The organism is Streptomyces sp. NPDC000410 (assembly GCF_040300305.1).
Classification (GTDB): Bacteria; Actinomycetota; Actinomycetes; order Streptomycetales; family Streptomycetaceae; genus Streptomyces.
In genome coordinates this window covers 292,579-315,680 of sequence record NZ_JBEPDM010000001.1, presented here as the reverse complement: position 1 = coordinate 315,680, position 23,102 = coordinate 292,579, and the positions used below count along the sequence as shown (strand labels likewise).

Below are 23,102 nucleotides of genomic sequence, written 5' to 3'. Positions count from 1 at the left end.
GCATCGATCCCAACCGCAACCGAATCGAGTGGAAAATGTTCCAAGATCCATTAGGCGCACTACTCTTGAGGGATCGTCACCGCCTGAAGGGGGCAACTTGTGGTCGAGCCCCGGCCAACTGTTCGCCGTCGCCGCCTTGCTGCAACTCTCGTGAAGCTCCGAGAGGAAGCGGGCAAGTCGCCAGAGGAAGCGGCGGAGCGCATCGGCTGTCACCGCTCGAAGATCAGCCGCATCGAGAATGCTCGTTTGGGGATCTCTCTCGGCGAGCTACGTGACCTCTTGACGTTCTACGAAGTCGACGACTCCGCGTTCGTCGAGGATTTGGTGAACCTGGCTCGCCGTGGAGGCGAGCGAGGGTGGACGAGGCATCTCGGCGCAACGCTGCCTTCGTACGCAGACCACATCGACTACGAGCAGACGGCCGACTACATCCGATCGTTTCAGCCGTTGCTCATCGCAGGTCTGTTTCAGACGCCTGACTACGCCCGCGAGCTGTACCGGGCGAACCCCGAGATGCTGAGCAGCAAGCGTGTAGATGACCTGGTGGACATGCGCATGCAGCGTCAGCAGGTCCTTGAGCAGGACAACGCCCCACGGATTTGCGTCATCGAAGGGGAGGCGGCTCTGCGTAGCCAGGTGGGCGGCAGCACGGTCATGGGCCCGCAGCTCGACAACCTCCTGAAGATTGCTGGGCGGCCGAACGTCGAGATTCAAGTGTTGCCATTGGGCGCGGGGGCCCATGTCGGACTCGTTGGAGCGTTTGTCCTCTTCGGTTTCCCTACGCCTGCGTTCTCCGATGTCGTTTGCGTTGAGCACGTGACCGGGACTCTGCACATGGAGACCCCGGAGGAGACGGGGCGGTATACGCTCGCGTTCGACTCGCTGAGGTCGGCAGCGTTGAGCCCTGTAGACAGCCTCGACTTGATCCAGCGAGTCAGGCGAGAGCTGTAGCAGACAGGAAGAGGTACGTACCATGCATGCCCTCGAATGCGGCAACGTGGCATGGCGTAAGAGCAGTTACAGCGGAGGGGGGTCCTCTGGCGGCGATTGCATCGAGGTCGCCGGTCTGGCCAGCAGCACCGCCGTACGAGACAGCAAGGTTCCCGCAGGGCCCCGACTCGTCTTCGAAACGACTGCCTGGGCGTCGTTCGTGGAGGCAGTGAAGGCCGACGGCCGGCCCGCCGTCTAGGACATCAGGCCCGGATCGCAGCCGGCCAAGCGCCCCCGGTTCAGTTGTGAGCCGGGGGCGCAGTCGCGCTTTCCGAGACGCTGACAGTCAGTCGTCGGCCTTCGCGACGCCGATCGGGCACGAGACGCCCGTCCCGCCGATCCCGCAGTAACCCGCCGGGTTCTTGTCGAGGTACTGCTGGTGGTATGGCTCGGCAGCGTAAAAGGTGCGCCCCTCCGCCGGGAGGATCTCCGTGCTGATCGTGCCGTAGCCCGACCCCGTCAGGACCTTCTGGTACGCCTCGCGGGAGGCCTCCGCGGCCGCCGCCTGGTCCGGGCCGTGGGTGTAGATCGCCGAGCGGTACTGGGTGCCGACGTCGTTGCCCTGGCGGAAGCCCTGGGTGGGGTCGTGGGACTCCCAGAAGGTCTTCAGGAGGGTCGCGTACGAGACGAGGGACGGGTCGAAGACCACGCGGACGGCCTCCGTGTGGCCCGTCAGGCCGGAGCAGACCTCCTCGTACGCCGGGTTCTGCGTGTATCCGCCCTGGTAGCCGACGAGGGTCGTCCAGACGCCGGGGGTCTGCCAGAACTTGCGCTCGGCGCCCCAGAAACAGCCCAGGCCGAAGTCCGCGACCTCCAGGCCCTGCGGATACGGGCCGAGGAGCGGGTTGCCGAGGACGGTGTGGCGGGCGGGGACCTCGAACTCGGGGGTCGGGCGGCCCTTGAGGGCCTCTTCGGGGGTAGGGAGGACAGGGGTGCGGCCGTACAGCATGAGTGGCTCCTGCGCAGTCGGACGAGTCGGGTCGGCACCCCGTCCAACGCGGTGGGTGCCGCCCCGATTCCCCGAAGGCACGGCCTAGAGGACCTGCCGCGCGCAGTAGTCGCGGACGTTCGTGTACCGGTCCACCGGGTCGCCCGAGTACGTCCAGGGAGCCTCGCCGATCCACCCGTCCACGTGCCGGAGCTGCTCGACGGCCTCCTCGTAGCGGTCCTGCCAGAACAGCAGCCATGCGAGCATGTGGCGCACCCACACCAGCCGCAGGTCCCCGGGCGCGCAGACCGCCGCGTCGGCGAGGGCGGCGTCGACCGCCGCGACGATGTCCGGGCTCTTGTAGAAGATGTCCGGGTCGATGTCCGACTCGTGCTGTTCGTGTTCGAAGTAGGCGCACAGCGGGATGAAGGTGAGCAGGTCACCCGGCTTGCCGACGGCCGCCGACTCCTTCGCGAAGGCCAGGGCCAGTTCGTGCGAGCCCTGCCACTTGCGGCACCAGTACTGAAGGGCGTGGTTGTGCGCGGTCACCACGCGTGGCGCGCGCGACACGATCTGCGCCCACAGCTGCCGGTACCGTTCGTGCTCGTAGCCCAGCCCCAGCGCGATCGCCTGCTCGACCATGTACGGAACCGGGTCGTCGGCCCCGGCCAGCCGCTGCGCCTCGTGGGCGGCCTCCTGGGCCCGGCCCAGCAGCTGGTGGAAGATCCGGAACTGCTCCCGGGAGGTGTGGCTCGCCCGCTTGGTACCGCGTACGTTCCACGCGACCGCCACCTCCGCGTCCGCGTGCACCACCGCCGCGCCCGCGTCCTCGGGCGCCGCCGCCCGCCAGGCCAGCAGCCAGGCGTCGTCCTCGGCGGCCTCCCGAGCCAGCAGCCGGGTCCGCTGGAAGCGCTCCTCCCAGTCCTTGCCGGCTTCCTCCAGCCAGGTCGCGGCCGCCTGCCAGTCGCCCGCGTGCACGGCGGCGCGTACCGCCTCCTCGCCCGGCTCGGGCTTGCGGCCATGCTCCGTGTCGAGCTGCTCGGCCGGTACGAAGCCGAGGGCGGCGGAGGCGTCCCCGCGCTGGGCGTCCATGGCCTCGGTCTCGGCTTCGATGGCTCTGGCCTTCTTGATCAGGCGTTGTCCGCGGAGGAAGTAGCCGAGCCCGGCGAGGACGAGGGCGCCAAGGGCGCCGAGTATGACGGGGAGCATCGAGGTCCTTCGGGAAGAGGGGAGAAAAGGAGGGGAGAAGGGGAGAAGAGGGGGCGTGCGGGCGGCGACATCGCGGCGGCGGTTGCGCTGAGGCGTGGGCGGGGGTGCGGGCGTGGGCCGAGTGGGCACGTCGTCCAGAGGCCGTCGGTCACGCCGGCCGGCGCCTTCGGTCAGGCGGGCAGCAGCTTGCGCAGCGGTTCCGTGTCCGGGGCGTCGGCCACCGCCGCGTCCAGTGCGAGCGGCAGCAGCTCCTCGTAGCCGTCGGGCAGCCGCAGGGTCGCCGAGTCGGACCAGGACAGCTGCCAGCGGGCGGTGCCGCGCGCGGTCAGCTCGACGGTGACCAGCTGGCGCAGGCCGCTTCGGACGGCCGGGCGCGTGAACTCGCGGGCCGCGCGGCCGGTCGCCGCCGCGGCCTCCTCCGACTTCGGGAGGCGGTCGGCTATGCGCCACAGCGCGCCCGCGTCGATCGCGTCGAGGAGAGCGGGCAGGGTGGGCACGGCCGGAAGCGAGCCGTCACCGCCGCCCGCCTCGGCCGCGACCGCGGCGCGCAGCGGCTCCGCGTCCTCGGCGACGTACGCGCACATGCTCTCGTGCACGAGGTCGTCCCAGTCGACCCGCCGCAGCCCGAGTGCCTGCGGGGTCAGTACGGCCTGCTCCAGCGCGGCGAGGGCGTCGCCGGGGGAGGACAGCAGGTCCAGGGCCGGGCGGGCGGAGGTCTCGGCGCGGCCGTCGGAGGGGAGCGCCTCGATGCGGGCGACGCGGTCGGCGACGGGCGGGTGGGTGTCGTACGGGGACGTCGGCTCGGTGGGCAACTCGCGGCGCAGCCCGTCCAGTTCCTCCGTGCGGGCTGCGAGGAGGTGGTGCAGTCCACCGAAGACCTCGCCGGGGCGCGGCAGCAGTCCGGCGCCGACGCCGAGGGTCGCGTACGCGTTCATGTAGAAGCCGTGGGCGGCGTCGAGCGCGGGGATCTCGCGCAGGGCGGCGGCGGTGGCGTCACGGCCCGCGATCCTGGCGGCGGCCGCGTCGGCGGCGTACTCCTGGCGGCGGCCGTCGGCGAGGGTGGCGCGGAAGTACAGCTTGGCGTACGCCGTGTAGATCTTGGCCATGAGGCGGTACGTGACCCCGGCGCCGCCGGTGTCGATCTCCTTGGCCTTCTTGCCCTTGGAGACGGCCTTGGCGGCCTTCTTCTCCTGCCGGGCCTGCTCCTTGGCCCGCGTCTTCGCGGCGCGCTCCTCGAAGTGCGCGATGGTACGGATCACCTGGGCGCGCCCGCGCCAGGTGATCGCCGCGAGCCGGGTGTCGGAGTTGGAGAAGTGGCCCAGCTCGTGCGCGAGGACGGCCCGTAGCTGGTCCTCGGTGAGGCCCTGGAGCAGTGGTACGCCGAGGTAGAGGCGGCGGGGGCCGCCCAGCAGCCCTAGGAGGCGGGCGTCCTCGGTGACCGCGGCGTTCACATCGCCGGTGAGCACGATCTCGGCGGGCGCGCGGGTGCCGACCTGGGCCGCGAGGTCACGGACGGTCGCCCACAGCCGGGGCTCGTGGGCCTCGGTGACGCGCAGGCCGGGCATGTCCTCGTCCTTGGGGGTGCGCAGCATGAACAGGCCGCGGACGACCGGGATGGCGAGCAGCACGGAGACGAGGTAGAGCTTGGCGGCGGCGCCGGCCGGTACCCACAGGTACAGCGCGTAGTCGATACCGGCCAGCGCGGCCAGCAGGATGAAGCCGAGCAGATAGAAGCCGGCGAGCAGGACGAGAGCGCGCAGGGCGCGCAGGCTTGCCCTCATGTGATGTCGGACCCCCCACGGGAACGTTCCCCCAATGCCGAGGTGGTGGGGGACCGGCAGTATCCAACAGCGCACGCGGGCCCGACCGCAATCGCGAATTCGAGACGATGGAACGGGGAGGACGGGGAGAGAGCGGAGAGTCAGTGGGGCAGCGTCGCCGGGCTGCCTCCGTTCGCCTCGTATCCCGCAACCGCCAGCGCCCGGTACACCGCGTACTCCGCCGCCGGATCGCCGCCGTGTGTCCACGGCAGCGCGCCGACATGCCCATCCACCCTCACCAGCTGGTGCATTGCTTCCGTCCAGCGTTCCATCCGGACCAGGAAGAACACCAGCAGATGGCGTACATGCGCCAGCATCGGGTCGTCCGGACGGGCCGCGTGCACCGCGAAGAGCGCGCCCTCCACGGCCTTGGTGACCACCGCGCTCTCGTAGAAGCCGGTGACCAGGTTGACCTCGGGCAGATGCTCGAACACCGCGAACAGCGGCAGCGCGGCCAGCAGCGACCCCTGCGGGGCGCGGGCGGCGGCCGTCGTCGCGAAGTGGTCGGCCTCCTCACGGGAGCCGTGCCACTTCTCGCACCAGTAGTGGAGGGCGGCGAGGTGCGCGCCCATGTGCGCGGGGGCGCGGTCGATCACCTTCGCCCACAGCTGGTCGAACTGCTCGTGCGGGTAGCCCAGTCCGCGCGCGACGGCCAGCTCGACGATGTACGGAACGGGGTCGCCGGGCGCCAGCAGCGCCGCCTCGCCGCAGACCGTACGGGCCTCCTCCAGGATGATCCGGAAGTCGTCCGCCCCGGCCGCCGACGAACGCCACGCCTGCTGCACCAGGAACTCCGCGTGCACCGCCGCGCCGCCCGCGTCCTTCGGCGACTCCGCGCGCCAGGTGCGCAGCCACGCCCCGCCGGTCCCGGGCTGCTGCTGGAGCTCCAGCGAGGCGGCCCCGGCGAACGCCTGCACGCGCTGCCAGCGCTCCTCGCCCTCCTTCGGCGTACCGGCGAGCAGCTGCGAGGCGGCGCGCCAGTCCTGGGTGCGCTGTACGACGTCGAGGACGTCCAGGAGGTCCTGGTCGGGGCCCGGCAGGCGCAGGTCGAGCTGCTCCTGCCGGATGAAGCCGTACGCGGCCGGATCCGCGGCGTCCGGGGCGCCGGGGGCGACCTGCCGGATACCGGCGCGGCGGCGCAGGATGAACGGACCGATGATCGCGGCCAGCATGCACATCGCGATCAGGAACCAGAGAATCTCCATGCGTCCATTGTCCCGGACGGGGCGGGGTTCCGGACGGGTCGGGGTTCCGGACGCCGCGGACCCTGCCGCGGGGCGGGGATTACGTCACCGGTGGTTCCGGCAGCCTCACTCCCTGGCTACCGCGGCACGCCCTCACCTTGCGGCGGCCGTGTCGCAGTCGAAGGCCTTGACCGCGGACCGCACGAAGGACTCGAAGAGGGGGTCATACCACGGAATGTCCGGGTGGCGCTTACGGGTGTCCAAGTACTGCAGCCCCGGTTCCATCGCCAGGTAGACAGCGCCTTGGGCACAGGGCAGAACGATCCTGTGAGCCTCGACGACATCGGCTTCCAGGCCCCCGGGCGCCGTGCCCTTGCGCGTTCCCGGCGCCTTCTTGACCGCGGCGAGGAGCAGCGGGTCCCGGGCAGCCGTGTATGTCATGAAGCCGTCCGCACGGACGACGTCACGTGAGTCGTCGTCCAGGGACACCGTGCACGACCACAGATCAGCAGATGGCGCCTGACCTTCTTCGAGCACCTTGGCGTCCGCCGGCACCTGGCCGCGCAAGGAGAAGCCGTCAAGGCCGCACAGCCGTCCTTCTGAAGCCGGACGGGCCGCCTCCGAGCGCGGTGGCAGGAGCGTTCCGGGCTCCTCGGGGAGGTCGCCGCATGCCGCCTTCGCCGCGACGGCGCGTGCGGCATCGGTGATCAGAGCGCTGAACGCCCTGGCGTCGGCCACTGGTTCGCTGGAGGCGGCCTTGAGGATCACCGGCCTGGTTGTCCAGCACTTCTCGGGCAGCAGGACCCAGCCGCCGTACGTGTCGACCCCACCGGTCACCGGTCCGGAGAAGAACGATGTCTGTGCCGGGTCCGGCCACCCGCCCTCCATGAAGGGGGCGTCCCCGCGTTCCTCCCAGACGTAGAAGGACATGCTGCCTTTTCCGGTGCCAAGGACGACTGATGACTTCTCGACCCTGCACTTCGTATCCGGAAGGTGGTCGGCGATGCCGTCGCCCTCGGCGCTGACACGGCCTGAACCCGGCAGGACGGCGTCCGCCCCCGGGGCGGAGACCAGCCCGCCGCAGAGTCGGTCGGCCGTCAGCACGTTGGTGTTGCGGTAGCCATGCAGCAACCCCGCGACCACGACGACCAAGATCGCGATGACGGCCCATATCTTCCACGACGGCCGCGTACGGCCTGCTGCTGTACTCACTTGCCTACTTCCTGGTTCGCAGGGCCGAGTACGCTTCCTCGCGGCCGGTGAGGTAACTCTGCCCCGTCCCGGACGGGGCAGAGTTGTGGATGGGACGGGGTTCCATCACGGGCGGTTGTTGCAGCCCCGCTCCTTGACCGCGGTCTTGAGGAACGCGTCGAAGAGTGCTTCGTGGGCCTTTTCGTAGGCTCCGGCGTCCTGCTCTTCCTGGTCCAGCATCGGGTACGCGTAAGAGTCCCAGAGGTACATGCTGGCGTAGAGGTCCCCGTTGACGCACTTCACGACAGTGCGTCCACTATTGGGCGATGCCCGCTCCATGCCGCGTCGTGCACCGTCTGTCAGGTCCGGGGCTTCGCTGATGGAGAAGGTGATCTGCGGCTCGCCGGGGCCTCGCAGCATGAGGTCGCAGACCCAGGTCTGCGTGTCACCACCGGTGAATCGCTCCGTTCCGGGTTTCGCCTTGCCCGCGATGAAAGCCACTTCGGGAAGCCGGAAACCCTTCAGTCCACAGGCGTTGTCCCGGTCGGTGCGTACCGGTTTGCCTTCGTTGACAGGGCCTTGCAAGCGCACCGGTGCATCCAGCCCCTCGGCGTCCGCACAGTCCAGCCCCTTGGCCATATGCCGGGCAGTGCTCATCGCCACCTGCGCAAGGGCCTCGGGTGTGGCCCTGCCCTGGGTGAGGTGGACCTCCACCGAAGGGACGAGGTCCTTCCTGACGGTCGAGGGCATGCCGTCACGGCAGTCCGACGGAAGCAGGACCCAGGCCTCCGATTCCGACGCCGCGCCGGTGATTTTGCCGGTGAAGTAGGAACTGCCGGATGGCTTCTTCCACACGAGCGAACCCAGCGCGAAGTCGGCGGTGTCGATGGTGTCTTCCACCTTGATCTGGGGCTGGCTGTTTCCTATGAATCTGTTGGTGCGCTGGACCGTGCACGAGAAGCCGTACGTGTCGTCCTCCTCATACACGGACTTCTGAGTGAGCCTGCCCGACCCTCCGAGCACCGCGTTCATCTCGGATGAGGTGAACGCTTGATTGCAGAATTCCTTGCGCCCGAGCACATCCGTGTTCCACCACGTGAACAGCCCTGCAGCAACGAGGGTCATCCCCGCGACCAATGCGATGAACCGCCGTGTTCGATTGACTGTGGACAATTAAATTACTTGCCTTCCCGCAGTGCGTCGTAGGCGCTTTCGCGTCAGGTCGTGTAGCTTTGGCCAGCCTCGCCCTAGGCGCTCTCGGCAGCGACGCTCTCCTTGGCACCACGGGTGTCGGCCCAGGAATCGATGGGATTGTTCGTGCCGAGGATTCCTGCGCGGTCTGCTTGCTGACTTCGCTGCTTGCGAAGGTGATCTGGCTTGCCGGGCCCTGCAACATGAGGTCAAAGCCCCAGATCTGTTTGTCCCAGCAGTGGATCGTTCTGTTCCTGGTTCTGCTTTGCCCGTGATGAGAGCCGATTCGCGAAGCCGGAAACCCCCTCAGTTCACAGGCGTTGCCCCGGGCGGTGCGCACCGGTTTGCCCTCATTGGCCACTGGAGACTAGCTGGCGCAGCCGATCTTCTTCGCCGCGCCGGGAGCGAAGTCTTCGATGAAGCGCTGGAGTTTCTCGACTCCTGCCTGGGAGTTTTCGACGCGATCGCCCTTGAATACGACGACGAAGAGTACGTATTCCGTAGGGCGGCCGCACTCGGCGGTGACCAGCGCCCCATCGCTTCCGATGACAGCAGTGCCTGGGAAGGAGATCTTCCGCGGTGCGCCCAGGGTGTGCTTGGCGTTCGCGTACTCCCAGTCTTCCGGGGGGAGGTCCTCTTCGGTCAGGCGGACAGTAATGTTCAGAACATGAATTCCGTCGACGTAGATATCGCAGTACGCCGGATCTGAAGCCAGCGGAAACGGATCGATCTTTTTCAGCTTTTCGCCGTCAGGGATGAGCGGCGAAAGAGTGGAGCTCTTCACGGGAACTCCACAGATTTCTCCCGGGATGGCGATGTCGTTCTTTCCGCATCCAGTCGCCAGCATGGCCAACGCGGCGAGACCCAGTACAGGCCGGAACGCAGTCCTCACTACTGATCCCCCGCAATGCCGTCTGCTGTTTCATTTCCGTCATTCGCCGCTGCCGAGATCTTGTTGTAGACCCCGGCCTTTTGGGAGTATCCCGTTTCGCTGTCTGCCCATTCGTGGTTCACGGCGTACCACTGATCGGCAAGCGCGTTGAGCTGCTTTCTGCGACTGCCGTAAGTGGCCTGGTTGTCTTCGGTCAGCTTGGCGTTGTCCCGCGCCTGCTCATCCATGATCCAGGCGGTGGTTACGACGTCGGCCCCGCGCTGGGCTATATCGCCATAGACGGGGATGAAGTTGAGCAGTGCGCCCGAGCCGTGATAGCTCCAGGCCTTGTCCCAGGTGTAGTCGTGCTTGTCGCCCTTGAGTGCGTTGTACCGGGCTTCCTCCATGAAGCCGACCGCGTGGCCGGCTGCGTCCAGCGTGTCCTCCGGCACGCTGTCCTTGTTGTGGAAGTTGTCGACGATTGCGTAGTTCATTCCTTCGTGGAGCATTCCGTAGGACTGCTCGCTCCTGGAGACCTGTTTGGTAATCTCCATCACTTGGTTCTGATCCAGCGTGGTCTGTTTCCCGCTTTGATCGTGCATGGCGACGAACACCTCGCGGCCATGGTTGGTCATGACCTTCGCCATGTCCTCGCGCAGTGACGCAGGCATGTCGTTGCCCTGCTTGGACAGGACGTCCAGTGAATACTCGAAGACACGGTTGTTGGCGTCCGTGTGCGCCGTAGGCCTGGCCGAACCCGAGGGATCGACGCCCGTCGCTGCCGCGGTCAGGGCATCGCCGAGTCCCTTTCGGCTCTCGGCGTCCTCGATGTCGCTTGCGTCCACCTCGACGTTGCCGCCCGGTCCTTGCCATAGGGTGGTGTTGGTGAGGTCCCAGTCGCGGCTTTCGTCGCCGTTGCCCAGCAGGTAGTCGAAGCGTTCCCTGCCGGCGGTCGTGCCGGGGTCGAGATAGCCCGCCGCTCCTTCCGGGGTGCGGGACATGACGCCCAGGGAGGCGTCGACCGGGTCGTTCGCGACCCAGCCGTCGCCGTCCTTTTCGTCGAACTTCCCGTAAAGGTCCCAGATATCCGGGTCCTTTTCTTCCATGGCGATCATGTCGTCGGTGACGTCCGCGATGAACTGAGGCGAGTAGGCGTCGTCGCCCTGCTGCATGAGCGTGGCCAGGCTCTGGTAGCCGCGCACCTGCTGATCGTGCCCCTTGGCCACGGTGTTGACCTTGTCGCCCGCCGCCTTGAGATCGTATTTGTCGTCGCCGTGTTCGCGCAGTTCCTCGCGCCATTTGTTGTAGAACTGTGCGTCGTCGGTCTTCGACCAGTTCCTGAATTCTTCGTTGTACGCCTCGGTGCCGAAGCGCAGGTGCTTGCCACTCGCGTCCTTGAAGTCCGGGACGCGTGTCGCCGTGGCCAGCGAGTCGGACAGGCCGCCGTTGATCTGCAGGTAGGCGCTCTTGTGCTTGGTGTCGTCGAAGTACGCCAGGTCGTTGATCTTGTTGGACAGCTTCAGCGCGTTGTCCGGGCCGAGGGAGTTGAGGTAGGTCTGGCTGAACTTCTTGTCGCCGGAGTTGTCACGCATCAGGCGTGCGTACTCCGCCGGGTCGCTCGGCTTCTCGCCGGCCAGGATCTCGTCCGCGTACTTCTTGGCTTCGCGCGCCTCGATGACCTCGATGTCGCCGACCGCGTCCGCGTTGAAGTTGTGTCCGCCACCCCAGGCATTGTCCAGGAACTCCTCGAAGAAGCTCTTGATGCCGGCGGCGTCGTGGAGGGCCAGCTTGGCGCCCTGGTCCGCGTCGTCGACCGCCTGGACCGCGGCGGCCACCGCGGCGGTCCAGCGGGCTTCGTGGACCGCGCGCAGCATGGCGTCACCGAATATTCCGCCCGTGGCGGCGCCTTTGTCCTTGTCCTTGCTCGGATCGACATGGGCCTGGCCCTGGGCGTCTATGTAGAGGTCGGCGTCCTTGGCCGACTCGACCAGGTCCCGCACGGCCTTTATTCGCTCGGTGAACTGCCCATGGATGTCCCGCAGAATCGAGGCGATGGCGCGGGCCTCGGTCGCGGCGGCATCGAATTGTTTGCGTGACACCGAGAACCGTGTGTTGGCGGCGTCGGCACTGACTCCGACCCATTCCCCGTCCGTCGCCACGCCCAGGACGCCTGCCCGTCCCGCTTCGTCTGGCCCAGGGCGGCCTCGTCACCCGCGAGACGCGCCTTGAGGTTCTTCACCTGGAGGTCCCATTCCTCGTGCGCGTCCGCGAGACCGGACCCGGTGGCCCAGCCCTTGAACTCCCGCTCCGCCGCGTCCGTGTTGTCATCGGCATGGACGCCGGCTCTGTCCAGCCCGGGGCGTATCCGCGTTTGAAGGAGGTTGATCGCGGCGCGTTTGCCCTGCGCGTTGGCCTTGAGGCTCGGCGGCGTGCCCGCAGCGCCACCCGCGCTGTTCACCTGCATATGGCCGCTCTGCTGTCGTGCCGCTGTCTCGGCCTTCAGCTGTTCCCACTCGTCCCAAGCCATCGTGTCCCCCGCTGTGCATCCCCGTGCGCGTTCGCGAACGCGATCTTCAGCTTGAGCTTGCCTGGAACTCGAAGCGCACGCAAGCGCTCTTGCTGGAACGCTTGTCGCATTCTTGACGCGAGGGCGAATGCGAGGGTGCGGTCGGGAACAGCAACCGGTCCACCAGGACTACGCTCGGCCTCATGAGCGATCAGCACAGCCACGAGCACAGCTTCGAGACCATCGCCATCCACGCGGGCAACACAGCCGACCCGCTGACCGGCGCGGTCGTCCCGCCCATCTACCAGGTGTCCACCTACAAGCAGGACGGTGTGGGCGGGCTGCGCGGCGGCTACGAGTACAGCCGCAGCGCCAACCCGACCCGGACCGCGCTGGAGGAGAACCTCGCGGCGCTGGAGGGCGGCCGGCGCGGCCTCGCCTTCGCGTCGGGGCTCGCCGCCGAGGACTGCCTCCTGCGCACGCTACTGGTCCCCGGCGACCATGTGGTCATCCCGAACGACGCGTACGGCGGCACCTTCCGGCTCTTTGCCAAGGTGGTCGAGCGGTGGGGCGTGGACTGGTCGGTGGCCGACACGTCCGACCCGGCGGAGGTACGTTCCGCACTGAACGAGCGTACGAAGTTGATCTGGGTCGAGACCCCGTCGAACCCGCTGCTCGGCATCACGGACATCGCGGCGATCGCGGGCATCGCGCGGGCGGCGGGCGTGAAGCTCGTCGTCGACAACACCTTTGCCAGTCCTTATCTTCAGCAGCCGCTCGCCCTCGGCGCGGACGTCGTCGTGCACTCGCTGACCAAGTACATGGGCGGCCACTCGGACGTCGTCGGCGGCGCGCTGGTCACGGCGGACGCGGAGCTCGGCGAGCAGCTGGCGTACCACCAGAACGCGATGGGGGCGGTGGCCGGGCCGTTCGACTCCTGGATCGTGCTGCGCGGCATCAAGACGCTCGCGGTGCGCATGGACCGGCACAGTGCGAACGCGGCGCGGATCGTGGAGATGCTGACCGAGCACCCGAAGGTGACCCGGGTCTTCTACCCGGGCCTGCCTGAGCACCCCGGGCACGAGGTCGCCGCGAAGCAGATGAAGGGCTTCGGCGGCATGGTGTCCTTCCAGGTCGCGGGCGGCGAGGCGGAGGCGGTCGCGGTCTGCGACCGCGCGAAGCTCTTCACGCTGGGCGAGTCGCTGGGTGGTGTCGAGTCCCTGATCGAGCACCCGGGCCGGATGACGCACGCGTCGGTGGCGGGGTCGGCGCTGGAGGTGCCGGCGGATCTGGTGCGGTTGTCGGTGGGGATCGAGTCGGTGGACGACCTGCTGGCGGACTTGCAGCAGGCGCTGGGCTGAGCGTTCCTGGCTGGGCCGGGCGGGCGTTGGGTGGGGCGCGTGGGTGGTGGGAGCCTGCGGCGGGCCTTCTCCCCGCCCCGCCCCTTCCCGAAAACTGGGGGGGCAAGCCCCCAGACCCCCGGTACGGCCTTCGGTCGTGTCCTCAAACTCCCCCTACGCCCTGGCGGGCGTGGGGGGGACCCCAGGCGGGCTGGGTTTCCCAGCCCCTCCGGCGTTTGAGGACACGGCCCGCCGCAGGCGCCGCCACTGCACCCGCCCCCCTCACCACCCCTCGATCAGCGGCGTCGTCTTCGACGGCGGCGGTCTCCACGGCTCGGTCGCCGACGCCCACGCCGCGAAGGCGAGGGCCGCCACCAGCAGCAGGACGCAGGCCGTGCGGTGCAGGGCGCGGCGGTGGCGGCGCAGGCGGATGCCGTGGGTGGTGGCGCGGGTGCAGAGGTCCGTGGGGACCGGGGGGTGGGGAGTGTCGAGGAGGCGCCGGATCTCCGCCTCCTTGCGGTCGGCGGCGCTCACGACGGGGCTCGCAGGGCGGCGATCGCGCGGCCGCAGAGCGCGTGGACCCGCTCCACCGGGAGGCCCAGCAGCGCGGCCGTCTGCTCCTCGGCCACGCCCTCGTACAGCCGCAGGACGACGACGAGGCGCTGGCGCGGGGTGATGCGGGACAGGATCCCGCCGCGGCCCCGGTGGAAGCGCCACGCCGAGCGGGCGAAGCGGGTGGCGAGGGCTGCGCGGGTGCGGTCGTACGGGTCCTCGCCGCGCAGCCGGTCCCATTCGGCGTAGGTGTGGGCGAGCGCTGCGACGAGGAGTTGCTGGGCGCGGGGATTGCGGCCGGGCTGTTCGGCGGTCAGCAGCGTCGCGGCGTGCAGCAGCCGCCCTCCCGCGCCCGCCACGAACGCGTCGAAGGTCGCAAAGGTCCCCAAGGCCTCGAAGTGGTGTCTCCGCTGCCGCACGTCCTCATATCAGGCCCGCGCGGCGCCCTCGGTCAAGAGGTCGGCGGCGTCTCCGTCTCGGAGTTCTCGGAGTTCTCGGAGTCCTCGGGGGCGGGCAGTCCGGCCTGGCGGGCCGAGAGCGCCGAGTTGAACCGGGTGAGCAGGGTGCAGAACGAATCCCGCTCCTCCTCCGTCCAGCCGTCCGTCACCTGTGCCATCAGTTCGCGCCGCGAGGAGCGGACCTCCTCCAGGCGGGCCTGGCCGCGGGGCGACAGCTGGAGCACGACCGCGCGGCCGTCGTCGGGGTGCGAGGTGCGCTTGACCAGGCCGGTGTCGACGAGCGGCGCGACCTGGCGGGTGACGGTCGACGAGTCGATCCCCATCCCGGCCGCGAGCGCCTTGACGCCCATCGGTCCTTCCTGGTCCAGGCGGTTGAGCAGCAGATACGCGGCGCGGTCCATCGAGTTGCGGACCTGGCCGAGGCCGCCGAGACGGGTCTGCTCGGCACGGCGTGCGAAGACGGCCACCTGGTGCTGGAGGGCATCGAGGAGACCGGGGACTCCCGGAGGTTCGGGGGTCGTCCCCTGGGAGTACGCAGTGTTCGTCATGTCCTGAGTTGTGGGCATGGCTGCGGGGGCTCTCTCGTGCGGTGGTCGGTTGGTGGGGGACAGAGTACGCGGACCCGGGCGGGTGCGTACCGGCCCTGCCGAAACCTGTGGACAGGCACCCGTGTGAGGCCGCTGTCAGGCCGCTGAGCTGCGAGACTTGCTGTCATGAGCTTCCGTACGGCTGGCCCCTTTCACCCACTCATCCTCGATGACGTCCGCGGCGCCCAGAAGATGCTGTCCGGTGTGGCCCGGCTGACGCCGATGGAGGGCAGCCGCTATCTGTCGCGACTGGTGGGTTCCCCGGTCCACTTCAAGTGCGAGAACCTCCAGCGGACCGGCTCGTTCAAGCTGCGCGGCGCCTACGTACGGATCTCGGGGCTGCGGCCCGAGGAGCGCGCGGCGGGTGTCGTCGCCGCCTCCGCAGGCAATCACGCGCAGGGCGTCGCCCTCGCCTCCTCGCTGCTCGGTGTGCGCTCGACCGTCTTCATGCCGGTCGGCGCCCCGTTGCCGAAGGTCGCCGCGACCCGCGACTACGGCGCCGAGGTGCGGCTCCAGGGGCATGTGGTGGACGAGACCCTGGCCGCCGCGCAGGAGTACGCGCGCGATACGGGCGCGGTGTTCATCCACCCCTTCGACCACCCGGACATCATCGCCGGGCAGGGCACGGTCGGCCTGGAGATCCTCGAACAGTGCCCGGAGGTGCGGACCATCGTCGTCGGTGTCGGCGGCGGCGGCCTCGTCGCGGGCGTCGCGGTCGCGGTCAAGGCGCTGCGTCCCGATGTGAAGGTGATCGGGGTGCAGGCCGAGGGCGCGGCGGCGTATCCGCCGTCGCTGGCGGCGGGACGGCCGATGTCGATCGAGACGCCCACGACGATGGCGGACGGCATCAAGGTGGGCCGCCCCGGCGACGTTCCGTACGCGGTCGTCGAGGAGCTCGTCGACGAGGTGCGCACGGTCTCGGAGGACGCGCTGTCCTCCGCGCTGCTGCTCTGCCTGGAGCGGGCGAAGCTGGTGGTCGAGCCGGCCGGGGCGAGCCCGGTGGCGGCGCTGCTGAGCGACCCGGGCGCGTTCAAGGGCCCGGTGGTGGCCGTCCTGTCGGGAGGCAACGTCGACCCGCTGCTGATGCAGCGCATCCTGCGGCACGGAATGGCGGCGGCGGGCCGCTATCTGTCGCTGCGGCTGCGTCTGCCGGACCGGCCCGGCGTGCTGGCCACGCTTCTCGGGGTGCTGTCGACGGCCGACGCGAACGTCCTGGACGTGGGTCACGTCCGTACCGACCCCCGGCTCGGCCTGACGGAGGTCGAGGTCGAACTGCACCTGGAGACCAAGGGCCCGGAGCACTGCACGGAGGTCGGGGCGGCCCTGCGCGAGGCGGGGTACCACGTCATCGGCTGACGCGTCTCGCCGTCCGGCGTTCGGTGGCCGGGCTGCCCTGCCTGCGTCTGACGCGCATCCGCCGCCCCGCGGCCGGCCCCAGCCTGCCCTGCGGCTGATGCGCGTGGCTGTCCTGCGGCTGGGGCTGCCGGCCGACGCGCGCCGCCGTCCCGCGACCCGGGGTCCGCTCTGCCTGCGCGGCTGACGTGCGCCGCCGTCCCGCGGCCGGCCCTGCCTTACCTGCGCCGACGCGCAGCCCTTGTGTATCGCGATGTATCGCGTTAACTTCTCCGTGGGCGCCCGCCGAAAAACCGCCTGCGCGGACGTGGGGCCGAACCTAAGCTTGCGTGGAAAAACCCGCAAACCGGATCAACGGAACCGCAGCCATCCTCTGCACTGGGAGACCCCATATGCCAGGCGCCATCTACGCCGAAGGCCTGGTGAAGACCTTCGGCGACGTACGGGCTCTGGACGGCGTAGATCTTGATGTTCCCGAGGGCACGGTCCTCGGGCTGCTCGGCCCGAACGGCGCCGGCAAGACGACCACCGTGCGCGTCCTCACCACCCTGCTCCAACCCGACAGCGGCCGTGCGGTCGTCGCGGGCATCGATGTCCTCAAGCATCCCAATGAGGTCCGTCGGTCGATAGGCCTCTCCGGCCAGTTCGCCGCGGTCGACGAGTACCTGACCGGTCGCGAGAACCTCCAGATGGTCGGCAGGCTCTACCAGATGAACGCCGCCGCGGCGAAGAAGAGGGCGGGGGAGCTGCTGGAGCAGTTCAACCTCGCCGACGCCGCGGACCGTCCCGCCAAGACCTACTCCGGCGGTATGCGCCGCCGCCTCGACCTCGCCGCGGCCCTGGTCGTCAAGCCGCCCGTGATGTTCATGGACGAGCCGACCACCGGCCTCGACCCGCGGAACCGCCAGGCGCTGTGGGAGGTCATCAAGGAGCTCGTCAGCGGCGGTACGACCCTGCTGCTGACCACGCAGTACCTGGAAGAGGCCGACCACCTCGCCCACGACATCTGTGTCGTCGACCACGGCAAGGTCATCGCCCGCGGTACGTCGGACCAGCTCAAGGCCCGCACCGGCGGTGAGCGCGTCGAGGTCGTCGTCCACCGGCCCGACGAGATCGCCCCGGCCCGCGAGGTGCTGGCCGGCTTCGGCAAGGGCGAGGTCGCCGTGGAGGAGCACACGCGGATGCTGACCGTCCCGGTCACCGGCGGGGCCAAGCTGCTCGCCGAGGTCATCCGCGAGCTGGACGTCCGGGGGGTCGAGATCGACGACATCGGTCTGCGCCGCCCCACCCTCGACGACGTCTTCATCTCCCTGACCGGCCGCCACGCCGAGCGGACGGCCGAGGACAACGGCGAGGTCACCGACCGTAAGAGCGCCAAGGGTGCCAAGGGCGCCAAGGCCCGGAAGGAGGCCGTGAAGTGACCACCGTCCAGGAAGCGGCGGACCGTCGCGTCGCGGCCCCGCCGCCGCGCGGCGCCATAGCGCAGTCCGTCAGCGACTCGCTCGTCGTCGCCAAGCGCAATCTGATCCGTATGACGCGGATCCCGGAGATGATCATCTTCGGACTGTTCCAGCCGATCATGTTCGTGGTGCTCTTCACGTACGTCTTCGGCGGCTCCATCCAGGTCGGCAGCTCCATCTCGCCCCAGGCCTACCGCGAATTCCTGATGGCTGGCATCTTCGCCCAGACCGTCACCTTCGCCACGGCGGGCGCGGGCGCCGGTATCGCCGACGACATGCACAAGGGCCTCATCGACCGGTTCCGCTCGCTGCCCATGGCGCGCGGCGCGGTCCTCACCGGCCGTACGCTCGCCGACCTCGTCCAGACGGCGCTCACGCTCGTCGTCCTCGCGGTCGTCGCGCTGATCCTCGGCTGGCGGGTGCACGAGAACATCGGCAAGGTGCTGCTCGGCTTCCTGCTGCTGCTCCTGCTCGGGTACGCGTTCTCGTGGATCGGCGCGCTGATCGGCCTGTCGGTCCGTACGCCCGAGGCCGCCACCTCCGGCGGACTGATCTGGCTCTTCCCCCTGACGTTCATCTCGAACGCCTTCGTGGACGCCAACAACATGCCGGGGTTCCTGCAGACCATCGCCGAGTGGAACCCGTTCAGCGCGACGGTGCAGGCCTGCCGTGAGCTGTTCGGCAATCTGCCGCCCGGCTTCCAGACCCCGGACGCCTGGCCCATGCAGAACCCGGTCCTGGCCTCGGTGCTCTGGTCGGTCCTGATCCTCGTGGTCTTCCGCACACTGGCGGTGCGCAAGTACCGCTCGGCGACCGTCTGAGCATCCGTCCTGGCGCCCGGTACGACGGAAGGCCCCCGGCACCTGTGGGTGCCGGGGGCCTTCCGCTTTACGGCCTGAAGGGCGGGCGGTCGCTCGGCCCCGGTGGGGCTAGCCCTGGTAGGGCTTGGCGTCCAGGATCCGCACCATCGCGAGCTTGCCGTTCGGCAGCTCGTACTGGGCGTCCTGGCCGACCTTCTTGCCGTTCACGCCGGCGCCGAGCGGCGACTGCGGCGAGTACGTCTCGATGTCGGCGCTCGCGTACTCGCGCGACGCCATCAGGAAGGTCAGGGTGTCGTCCTCGTCGCCGTCGAAGGCGATCGTCACGACCATGCCGGGCTCGACAATGCCGTTGTCCGCGGGGGCCTCGCCGACCTTCGCCTTCTCCAGGAGCTGGGTCAGCTGGCGCACACGGAGCTCCTGCTTGCCCTGCTCCTCCTTGGCCGCGTGGTACCCGCCGTTCTCCCGCAGGTCGCCCTCCTCGCGGGCCGCCTCGATCTTCTTGGCGATCTCGACGCGCGCGGGACCAGACAGGTACTCCAGCTCGGCCTTGAGCTGGTTGTACGCCTCCTGGGTGAGCCAGGTGACGTTCTCGCTGGTCTGGGTCACAGGTGCTCCTCGTAGGTACTGGGAATACAAAGCATCGCCCTACCCAGAAGCATGTGCCTTCAGGAGTGGGCGAAACCACGAGCCTAACAATTAGTGGCGAAAAGGGGGAGGACCAAAAGACCTCAAGAACGCGTCAATGCAGGTCATCCCCTGGATGTACGCCGCATACGCCCCGGCCGTCTCAGCCCTTCGGGCCGTCGTCCGCGGTGCAGCCCGCGAGCTCCGCACTGGTGGCCCTCGCCGTCGTACGCACCGTGACGACCTGGTCGACGCGGCCTGCGGCCATGTCGAAGCGGACGTCCCTGCGGCCCACCTCGGAGCCGTCCTCCGCGCGGGAGCGCAGGGTGCAGTAGCCCTGGGCGTCCTTGTCCTTACGGACCTCGAGATGGACCTGGACCTGGTCGTCCGCGGTGACATCCCACTTGATCATTTCGGCGCTGATCCGCTGGCCGCTCACGTAGTCGTAGCCGAACCAGCCGACCATGGCGAGAAAGGCCACACCCAGCACCGCGCCCACGATCTTCAGCCCACGATCCGCGCGCTCGTCCGCCGGGCGGCCGTAACGGCCCCCGGGGACCTCTTCGCGTACCGCGCCCATGATCGTCCTCCCAGAACTCGGGGATCCCGGAATTTTCCGTCCCCCGATTCCGTCACTATAGAAGCCGCCCCATGTGCCCATTCACTGAGGATCGAGTCTTGACTGAGCAGCTGCGACTGATGGCCGTTCACGCCCACCCCGACGACGAGTCGAGCAAGGGCGCTGCCACGATGGCCAAGTATGTGTCCGAGGGGGTGGACGTGCTGGTCGTGACCTGCACGGGAGGCGAGCGCGGCTCCATCCTCAACCCGAAGCTCCAGGGCGACAAGTACATCGAGGACAACATCCACGAGGTGCGCCGCAAGGAGATGGACGAGGCCCGCGAGATCCTCGGCGTCAAGCAGGAGTGGCTCGGCTTCGTCGACTCCGGCCTGCCCGAGGGCGACCCGCTGCCCCCGCTCCCGGACGGCTGCTTCGCCCTGGAGGACGTCGAGAAGGCCGCCGGCGAGCTGGTGCGGAAGATCCGCTCCTTCCGGCCGCAGGTCATCACGACGTACGACGAGAACGGCGGATACCCGCACCCCGACCACATCATGACCCACAAGATCACGATGGTGGCCTTCGAGGGCGCGGCCGACCCGGAGACGTTCCCCGAGTCCGAGTACGGACCGGTCTGGCAGCCGCTGAAGCTCTACTACAACCAGGGCTTCAACCGCCCGCGCACGGTCGCGCTGCACGAGGCGCTGCTCTCCCGCGGCCTGGAGTCCCCCTACGGGGAGTGGCTGGAGCGCTGGAAGGAGTTCGAGCGGGCCGAGCGCACGCTGACCACGTACGTCCCGTGCGCCGACTTCTTCGAGATCCGTGACAAGGCGCTGATCGCACACGCCACGCAGATCGACCCGGACGGCGGCTGGTTCCGCGTCCCGATGGAGATCCAGAAGGAGGTCTGGCCGACCGAGGAGTACGAGCTCGCCAAGTCCCTGGTCGACACCTCCCTCCCCGAGAGCGACCTCTTCGCGGGCATCCGGGAGAATGCGTAGCCATGAGCGCTAGCGCAAACCTCGCAATGACGCACCTCGTCCCGCTCGCCGCCCAGGAGCTGGACAAGAACAAGGTCACCCCGGGAGTCCTCGGCTTCGTCGTCTTCGCGGCGCTCGCCGTGGGCGTGTGGATGCTGATGAAGTCCATGAACCGGCACATGGGCCGGGTGAACTTCGAAGAGGCGCCGGAGGCGGCGGCCGACGGGGCCGCCAAGAGCGGCGCTCAGCGCGAGTAGTCCGCGAGCGACAGCAGCAGGTGCGCGGACTCCGGCCGCAGATGGTCGGAGTGCGCGCCCGCCGGGCTCCGGCCTTCCACGAAGACGCCACCCGCGTCCACGCTGACGAACCAGTGGTCGAGTTCCTTCTTCGCGTACGCCTCGTGCGGCGGACGCATCCCGATCCGCGACACCGGCTCGGGGGCGGTCCCGATGCCCTGGCTGCCGATGCCCCGCCGCTTCTCCGCCACCTTGTGCCACAGCCCGGTGGCCCAGTCGCGTTCCGCGTACGTGGCCACGACCGGACCCCTCAGGGGCGCCTCGGCGAGGGCCGTGAACGTCGTCGCGAAGGCGTCACGGGGCGCCGCCATCTGCAGCAGCAGCATCGAGTCCACGGTGAAGGGGCGCCCCGGGGGCCCCGGGCGGCTCCAGCCGAGCGTGCCGCCCTCCCGGCCGTCGTCGGCCGCCCACTGCACGGCCTCGCACAGCAGCCGGCAGCCGAAGGAATGGCCGACCAGGTGCAGGTACTGGCCGTCGCGGTTGGCGAGGACGCGGGCGGCGGCCGGATCCCCGCGCTCGGTGTCCAGATAGCCCAGCAGCCGCCCGATCACCCGGGCCGCGTGCCCTTCCGCCCCCATGGTGTGGGCGCGGTCCCGGATCCGCCGGTAGCCGAACAGCGTGCTGCGGGAGGGCCAGCGCACCAGCACCGGCCAGGGGGCGAAACCGTTCGCCAGGTGCGGGTAGAGCCCGGGGCCCTCCGCGTACCGTTCCTGTGTCAGGGCCAGCAGCCGGGCCGCCGCGTCGATCGCCGCGTCCGGCCTGGTCTGCCAGCCGTGCGCGTAGACGATGATGTCGCTCGCCCAGGCCGGGGGCGTCAGGAACTCGGCGAAGTGCGCGGCGAGCCGGTGCTCCGGTACGGGAGTGTCCCCGTCGAGCAGCCGTCCTGCCTCGTCCAGGTCGACGGTACGGATGGCGGTCATGAGGCGCGCTCCAGTCGGCTGTCCATCCCGCAGAGCAGCCCGTAGGCCAGCCCCAGCGGATTCGCGAACTCGGCGGCGTACCGCCTGGTCAGGGTGTGCGCGAGGGCCCCCGCCGTGGCCGTGCCGCGCAGATATTCGGTGATGAACGCGAGCGCGTACTCGGCGGCGAACACCTGCGGCATCTCGATCAGCGGCCCCAGCACCCCCAGCGCCCCCGACTCGATCAGCGCCCCGGCCAGGGACAGCCGCCCAGATCCGGCCGGCCCCGGGGCGGTGCCATGGCAGGCGTTCATCAGGACGAACGGCCGGAACGGCGACGTGCCCCAGTCCTGGCCGTCGCGGCACTCCAGGATCGTCAGCCCGTCGATCTCCAGTCCGTCGCCGAGCGCGATCGCGAAGGCGGGCGGCGCGGACTCCTGAGGGACGTACCGGCCGTGGCCCCAGAAGTACATGAACTGCTCGTCGCGTTCGGCGCTCTTGAGGGCCTGCGTCAGCTCCGTGCGGGTCGTACGGCTCACACAGTCGCCGCCCTCGGCCAGCGCCGCCGCGACCTGCTCGGCCCGTGTGCGGCCCCGGGTGCCCAGCGAGGGGTCGTGATTGAGGCTGACCAGCGGCGCCGGGCGCGGCTCCACGGCGCCGGGGCCGTAGACGTAGGAGTGGTGGGTGTGCTCGATCTGGTGGCGGTGTCCGAGGAAGCGGGCGAAGACCTCGTCGTCGGGGACGTCCCGGGACGGGAGGGCCAGCAGTGGCCACGGGAGCTGCAGATCGGAGTCGAACCGTACGCGAAGGTCCGTGCTCGCGAGCGCCTCGGCGAGATAGCCGCGGAACGCATCGATGCCGGGCCCGTCCCCGCGCAGCAAGGTGCGGAAGAGCAAGTGGGCGCCCATGTCGGCGAGTTCACGGACATGGGGCATGGCCTCCGGGTGGTCGCGCAGGTCGACGGCGGACGCGAACGGCCGTATCCGGGCGGCGTCCTCGCGGCCGTGCTCGTCCAGCGGCTGGAAGTCGACGAACTCCTTCCAGCGCCGCCGCAGCCGCGCGCCCGCGTCCCGTACCACCGACGGCTTCGTGGCCAGGATCGCCTTGTGGTCCATGCTGTACAGCGCGGGCACGGCCGGGCCGTGCATCCGCGCCCGGATCTGGTCCTCGCCGTACACGTCGAAGCTCACGGTCACGTCCGGGCCCCGGACGGGAAGTTCGCGGGTGCGGGTGAAATCCCTGCTGGGATTGCGGACGACCCGGACCGGTAGCTCTCTCACTCC

Annotated in this window: 23 protein-coding genes; 8 read left to right on the top strand and 15 right to left on the bottom strand. The window is 69.3% G+C overall.

The window, feature by feature from the left end; translation table 11 throughout:
* Positions 1 to 99: 99 nt before the first annotated feature.
* Together ABT342_RS01435 and ABT342_RS01430 are read left to right on the top strand one after the other, a co-directional pair.
* A complete protein-coding gene (locus ABT342_RS01435; protein WP_351565268.1) occupies positions 100 to 951 on the top strand; it encodes a helix-turn-helix domain-containing protein in 852 nt (283 codons plus the stop codon).
* Positions 952 to 973: 22 nt separating this feature from the next.
* On the top strand, positions 974 to 1,189 hold the full coding sequence (locus ABT342_RS01430; RefSeq protein WP_351565265.1) for a DUF397 domain-containing protein: 216 nt from the start codon (positions 974 to 976) through the stop codon (positions 1,187 to 1,189).
* A gap of 87 nt (positions 1,190 to 1,276) precedes the next feature.
* Here ABT342_RS01430 and msrA read toward each other — a convergent pair whose 3' ends face one another.
* The 8 genes from msrA to ABT342_RS01390 form a co-directional block, all read right to left on the bottom strand.
* A complete protein-coding gene (msrA, locus tag ABT342_RS01425) occupies positions 1,277 to 1,939 on the bottom strand; it encodes a peptide-methionine (S)-S-oxide reductase MsrA (RefSeq protein WP_351565262.1) in 663 nt (220 codons plus the stop codon).
* An 84-nt stretch (positions 1,940 to 2,023) separates the two neighbouring features.
* Complete coding sequence (locus ABT342_RS01420) at positions 2,024 to 3,127, bottom strand: hypothetical protein (protein ID WP_351565259.1); 1,104 nt, start codon at positions 3,125 to 3,127, stop codon at positions 2,024 to 2,026.
* Positions 3,128 to 3,297: 170 nt separating this feature from the next.
* Positions 3,298 to 4,908: a M48 family metallopeptidase gene (locus tag ABT342_RS01415; protein ID WP_351565256.1), complete on the bottom strand. Its 1,611-nt coding sequence runs from the start codon at positions 4,906 to 4,908 to the stop codon at positions 3,298 to 3,300.
* Between the two features lie 140 nt (positions 4,909 to 5,048).
* Entirely contained in the window at positions 5,049 to 6,152 is a 1,104-nt protein-coding gene (locus tag ABT342_RS01410; RefSeq protein ID WP_351565254.1) for a hypothetical protein, read from the bottom strand.
* Between the two features lie 132 nt (positions 6,153 to 6,284).
* Entirely contained in the window at positions 6,285 to 7,343 is a 1,059-nt protein-coding gene (locus ABT342_RS01405; protein ID WP_351565252.1) for a hypothetical protein, read from the bottom strand.
* Between the two features lie 105 nt (positions 7,344 to 7,448).
* The gene (locus ABT342_RS01400) at positions 7,449 to 8,447 is read right to left on the bottom strand and encodes a hypothetical protein (protein WP_351565251.1); all 999 of its coding nucleotides are present in this window, start codon (positions 8,445 to 8,447) and stop codon (positions 7,449 to 7,451) included.
* Positions 8,448 to 8,880: 433 nt separating this feature from the next.
* Positions 8,881 to 9,297, bottom strand: coding sequence for a hypothetical protein (locus ABT342_RS01395; protein ID WP_351565248.1), 417 nt, complete (start codon positions 9,295 to 9,297; stop codon positions 8,881 to 8,883).
* A 107-nt stretch (positions 9,298 to 9,404) separates the two neighbouring features.
* On the bottom strand, positions 9,405 to 11,543 hold the full coding sequence (locus ABT342_RS01390; protein ID WP_351565245.1) for a hypothetical protein: 2,139 nt from the start codon (positions 11,541 to 11,543) through the stop codon (positions 9,405 to 9,407).
* A gap of 550 nt (positions 11,544 to 12,093) precedes the next feature.
* Here ABT342_RS01390 and ABT342_RS01385 point away from each other — a divergent pair.
* On the top strand, positions 12,094 to 13,251 hold the full coding sequence (locus ABT342_RS01385; protein WP_351565242.1) for a cystathionine gamma-synthase: 1,158 nt from the start codon (positions 12,094 to 12,096) through the stop codon (positions 13,249 to 13,251).
* A 261-nt stretch (positions 13,252 to 13,512) separates the two neighbouring features.
* Here ABT342_RS01385 and ABT342_RS01380 read toward each other — a convergent pair whose 3' ends face one another.
* The 3 genes from ABT342_RS01380 to ABT342_RS01370 are packed head-to-tail and all read right to left on the bottom strand — an operon-like array spanning position 13,513 to position 14,788.
* Positions 13,513 to 13,764 carry a hypothetical protein gene (locus ABT342_RS01380; RefSeq protein ID WP_351565239.1) on the bottom strand — a complete coding sequence of 84 codons (252 nt, stop codon included), beginning with the start codon at positions 13,762 to 13,764 and terminating at the stop codon, positions 13,513 to 13,515.
* The gene (locus ABT342_RS01375; RefSeq protein ID WP_351565237.1) at positions 13,761 to 14,201 is read right to left on the bottom strand and encodes a sigma factor-like helix-turn-helix DNA-binding protein; all 441 of its coding nucleotides are present in this window, start codon (positions 14,199 to 14,201) and stop codon (positions 13,761 to 13,763) included. Before ABT342_RS01375 ends, ABT342_RS01380 begins: the two co-directional genes overlap by 4 nt.
* Positions 14,202 to 14,233: 32 nt before the next feature.
* On the bottom strand, positions 14,234 to 14,788 hold the full coding sequence (locus tag ABT342_RS01370) for a MarR family winged helix-turn-helix transcriptional regulator (protein ID WP_351565234.1): 555 nt from the start codon (positions 14,786 to 14,788) through the stop codon (positions 14,234 to 14,236).
* Between the two features lie 165 nt (positions 14,789 to 14,953).
* Here ABT342_RS01370 and ilvA point away from each other — a divergent pair, with 165 nt between their 5' ends.
* The 3 genes from ilvA to ABT342_RS01355 all read left to right on the top strand — a co-directional run bounded on the left by ilvA (position 14,954) and on the right by ABT342_RS01355 (position 18,461).
* Positions 14,954 to 16,183, top strand: a complete 1,230-nt coding sequence (gene ilvA, locus ABT342_RS01365) for a threonine ammonia-lyase (RefSeq protein WP_351565231.1) — start codon at positions 14,954 to 14,956, stop codon at positions 16,181 to 16,183.
* Between the two features lie 389 nt (positions 16,184 to 16,572).
* Positions 16,573 to 17,601 carry an ATP-binding cassette domain-containing protein gene (locus tag ABT342_RS01360; protein WP_351565228.1) on the top strand — a complete coding sequence of 343 codons (1,029 nt, stop codon included), beginning with the start codon at positions 16,573 to 16,575 and terminating at the stop codon, positions 17,599 to 17,601.
* Positions 17,598 to 18,461 carry an ABC transporter permease gene (locus ABT342_RS01355; RefSeq protein ID WP_351565225.1) on the top strand — a complete coding sequence of 288 codons (864 nt, stop codon included), beginning with the start codon at positions 17,598 to 17,600 and terminating at the stop codon, positions 18,459 to 18,461. The genes ABT342_RS01360 and ABT342_RS01355 overlap by 4 nt, the downstream gene beginning before the upstream one ends.
* A 108-nt stretch (positions 18,462 to 18,569) precedes the next feature.
* Here the strand turns inward: ABT342_RS01355 and greA are convergent, their stop codons facing one another.
* Both greA and ABT342_RS01345 read right to left on the bottom strand, forming a co-directional pair.
* A complete protein-coding gene (gene greA, locus ABT342_RS01350) occupies positions 18,570 to 19,067 on the bottom strand; it encodes a transcription elongation factor GreA (RefSeq protein WP_351565222.1) in 498 nt (165 codons plus the stop codon).
* A 181-nt stretch (positions 19,068 to 19,248) separates the two neighbouring features.
* Complete coding sequence (locus tag ABT342_RS01345) at positions 19,249 to 19,665, bottom strand: DUF4307 domain-containing protein (protein ID WP_351565220.1); 417 nt, start codon at positions 19,663 to 19,665, stop codon at positions 19,249 to 19,251.
* Positions 19,666 to 19,763: 98 nt separating this feature from the next.
* On the opposite strand from ABT342_RS01345, the gene mca reads away from it, so the two are divergent.
* Positions 19,764 to 20,645 (top strand): mycothiol conjugate amidase Mca, encoded by an 882-nt coding sequence (gene mca, locus ABT342_RS01340; protein ID WP_351565218.1) that lies wholly within the window; start codon positions 19,764 to 19,766, stop codon positions 20,643 to 20,645.
* A 2-nt stretch (positions 20,646 to 20,647) separates the two neighbouring features.
* Positions 20,648 to 20,881, top strand: a complete 234-nt coding sequence (locus ABT342_RS01335) for a hypothetical protein (RefSeq protein ID WP_351565216.1) — start codon at positions 20,648 to 20,650, stop codon at positions 20,879 to 20,881.
* Here the strand turns inward: ABT342_RS01335 and ABT342_RS01330 are convergent.
* Together ABT342_RS01330 and ABT342_RS01325 are read right to left on the bottom strand one after the other, a co-directional pair.
* Entirely contained in the window at positions 20,869 to 21,840 is a 972-nt protein-coding gene (locus ABT342_RS01330) for a hypothetical protein (protein WP_351565213.1), read from the bottom strand. The genes ABT342_RS01335 and ABT342_RS01330 overlap by 13 nt on opposite strands.
* Entirely contained in the window at positions 21,837 to 23,099 is a 1,263-nt protein-coding gene (locus ABT342_RS01325; RefSeq protein ID WP_351565210.1) for a CHAT domain-containing protein, read from the bottom strand. Before ABT342_RS01325 ends, ABT342_RS01330 begins: the two co-directional genes overlap by 4 nt.
* Positions 23,100 to 23,102: the final 3 nt, after the last annotated feature.

What these genes read in the sequence shown, in the direction of transcription:
- ABT342_RS01430 (WP_351565265.1), top strand. Translation starts at nt 974, where the DNA reads ATGCATGCCCTCGAATGCGGCAACGTGGCATGGCGTAAGAGCAGTTAC.
- ABT342_RS01360 (WP_351565228.1), top strand. Translation starts at nt 16,573, where the DNA reads ATGCCAGGCGCCATCTACGCCGAAGGCCTGGTGAAGACCTTCGGCGAC.
- ABT342_RS01410 (WP_351565254.1), bottom strand. Translation starts at nt 6,152, where the DNA reads ATGGAGATTCTCTGGTTCCTGATCGCGATGTGCATGCTGGCCGCGATC.
- ABT342_RS01370 (WP_351565234.1), bottom strand. Translation starts at nt 14,788, where the DNA reads ATGACGAACACTGCGTACTCCCAGGGGACGACCCCCGAACCTCCGGGA.
- ABT342_RS01335 (WP_351565216.1), top strand. Translation starts at nt 20,648, where the DNA reads ATGAGCGCTAGCGCAAACCTCGCAATGACGCACCTCGTCCCGCTCGCC.
- ABT342_RS01415 (WP_351565256.1), bottom strand. Translation starts at nt 4,908, where the DNA reads ATGAGGGCAAGCCTGCGCGCCCTGCGCGCTCTCGTCCTGCTCGCCGGC.
- ABT342_RS01420 (WP_351565259.1), bottom strand. Translation starts at nt 3,127, where the DNA reads ATGCTCCCCGTCATACTCGGCGCCCTTGGCGCCCTCGTCCTCGCCGGG.
- ABT342_RS01385 (WP_351565242.1), top strand. Translation starts at nt 12,094, where the DNA reads ATGAGCGATCAGCACAGCCACGAGCACAGCTTCGAGACCATCGCCATC.
- ilvA (WP_351565231.1), top strand. Translation starts at nt 14,954, where the DNA reads ATGAGCTTCCGTACGGCTGGCCCCTTTCACCCACTCATCCTCGATGAC.
- ABT342_RS01345 (WP_351565220.1), bottom strand. Translation starts at nt 19,665, where the DNA reads ATGGGCGCGGTACGCGAAGAGGTCCCCGGGGGCCGTTACGGCCGCCCG.
- ABT342_RS01330 (WP_351565213.1), bottom strand. Translation starts at nt 21,840, where the DNA reads ATGACCGCCATCCGTACCGTCGACCTGGACGAGGCAGGACGGCTGCTC.
- ABT342_RS01400 (WP_351565251.1), bottom strand. Translation starts at nt 8,447, where the DNA reads ATGACCCTCGTTGCTGCAGGGCTGTTCACGTGGTGGAACACGGATGTG.
- msrA (WP_351565262.1), bottom strand. Translation starts at nt 1,939, where the DNA reads ATGCTGTACGGCCGCACCCCTGTCCTCCCTACCCCCGAAGAGGCCCTC.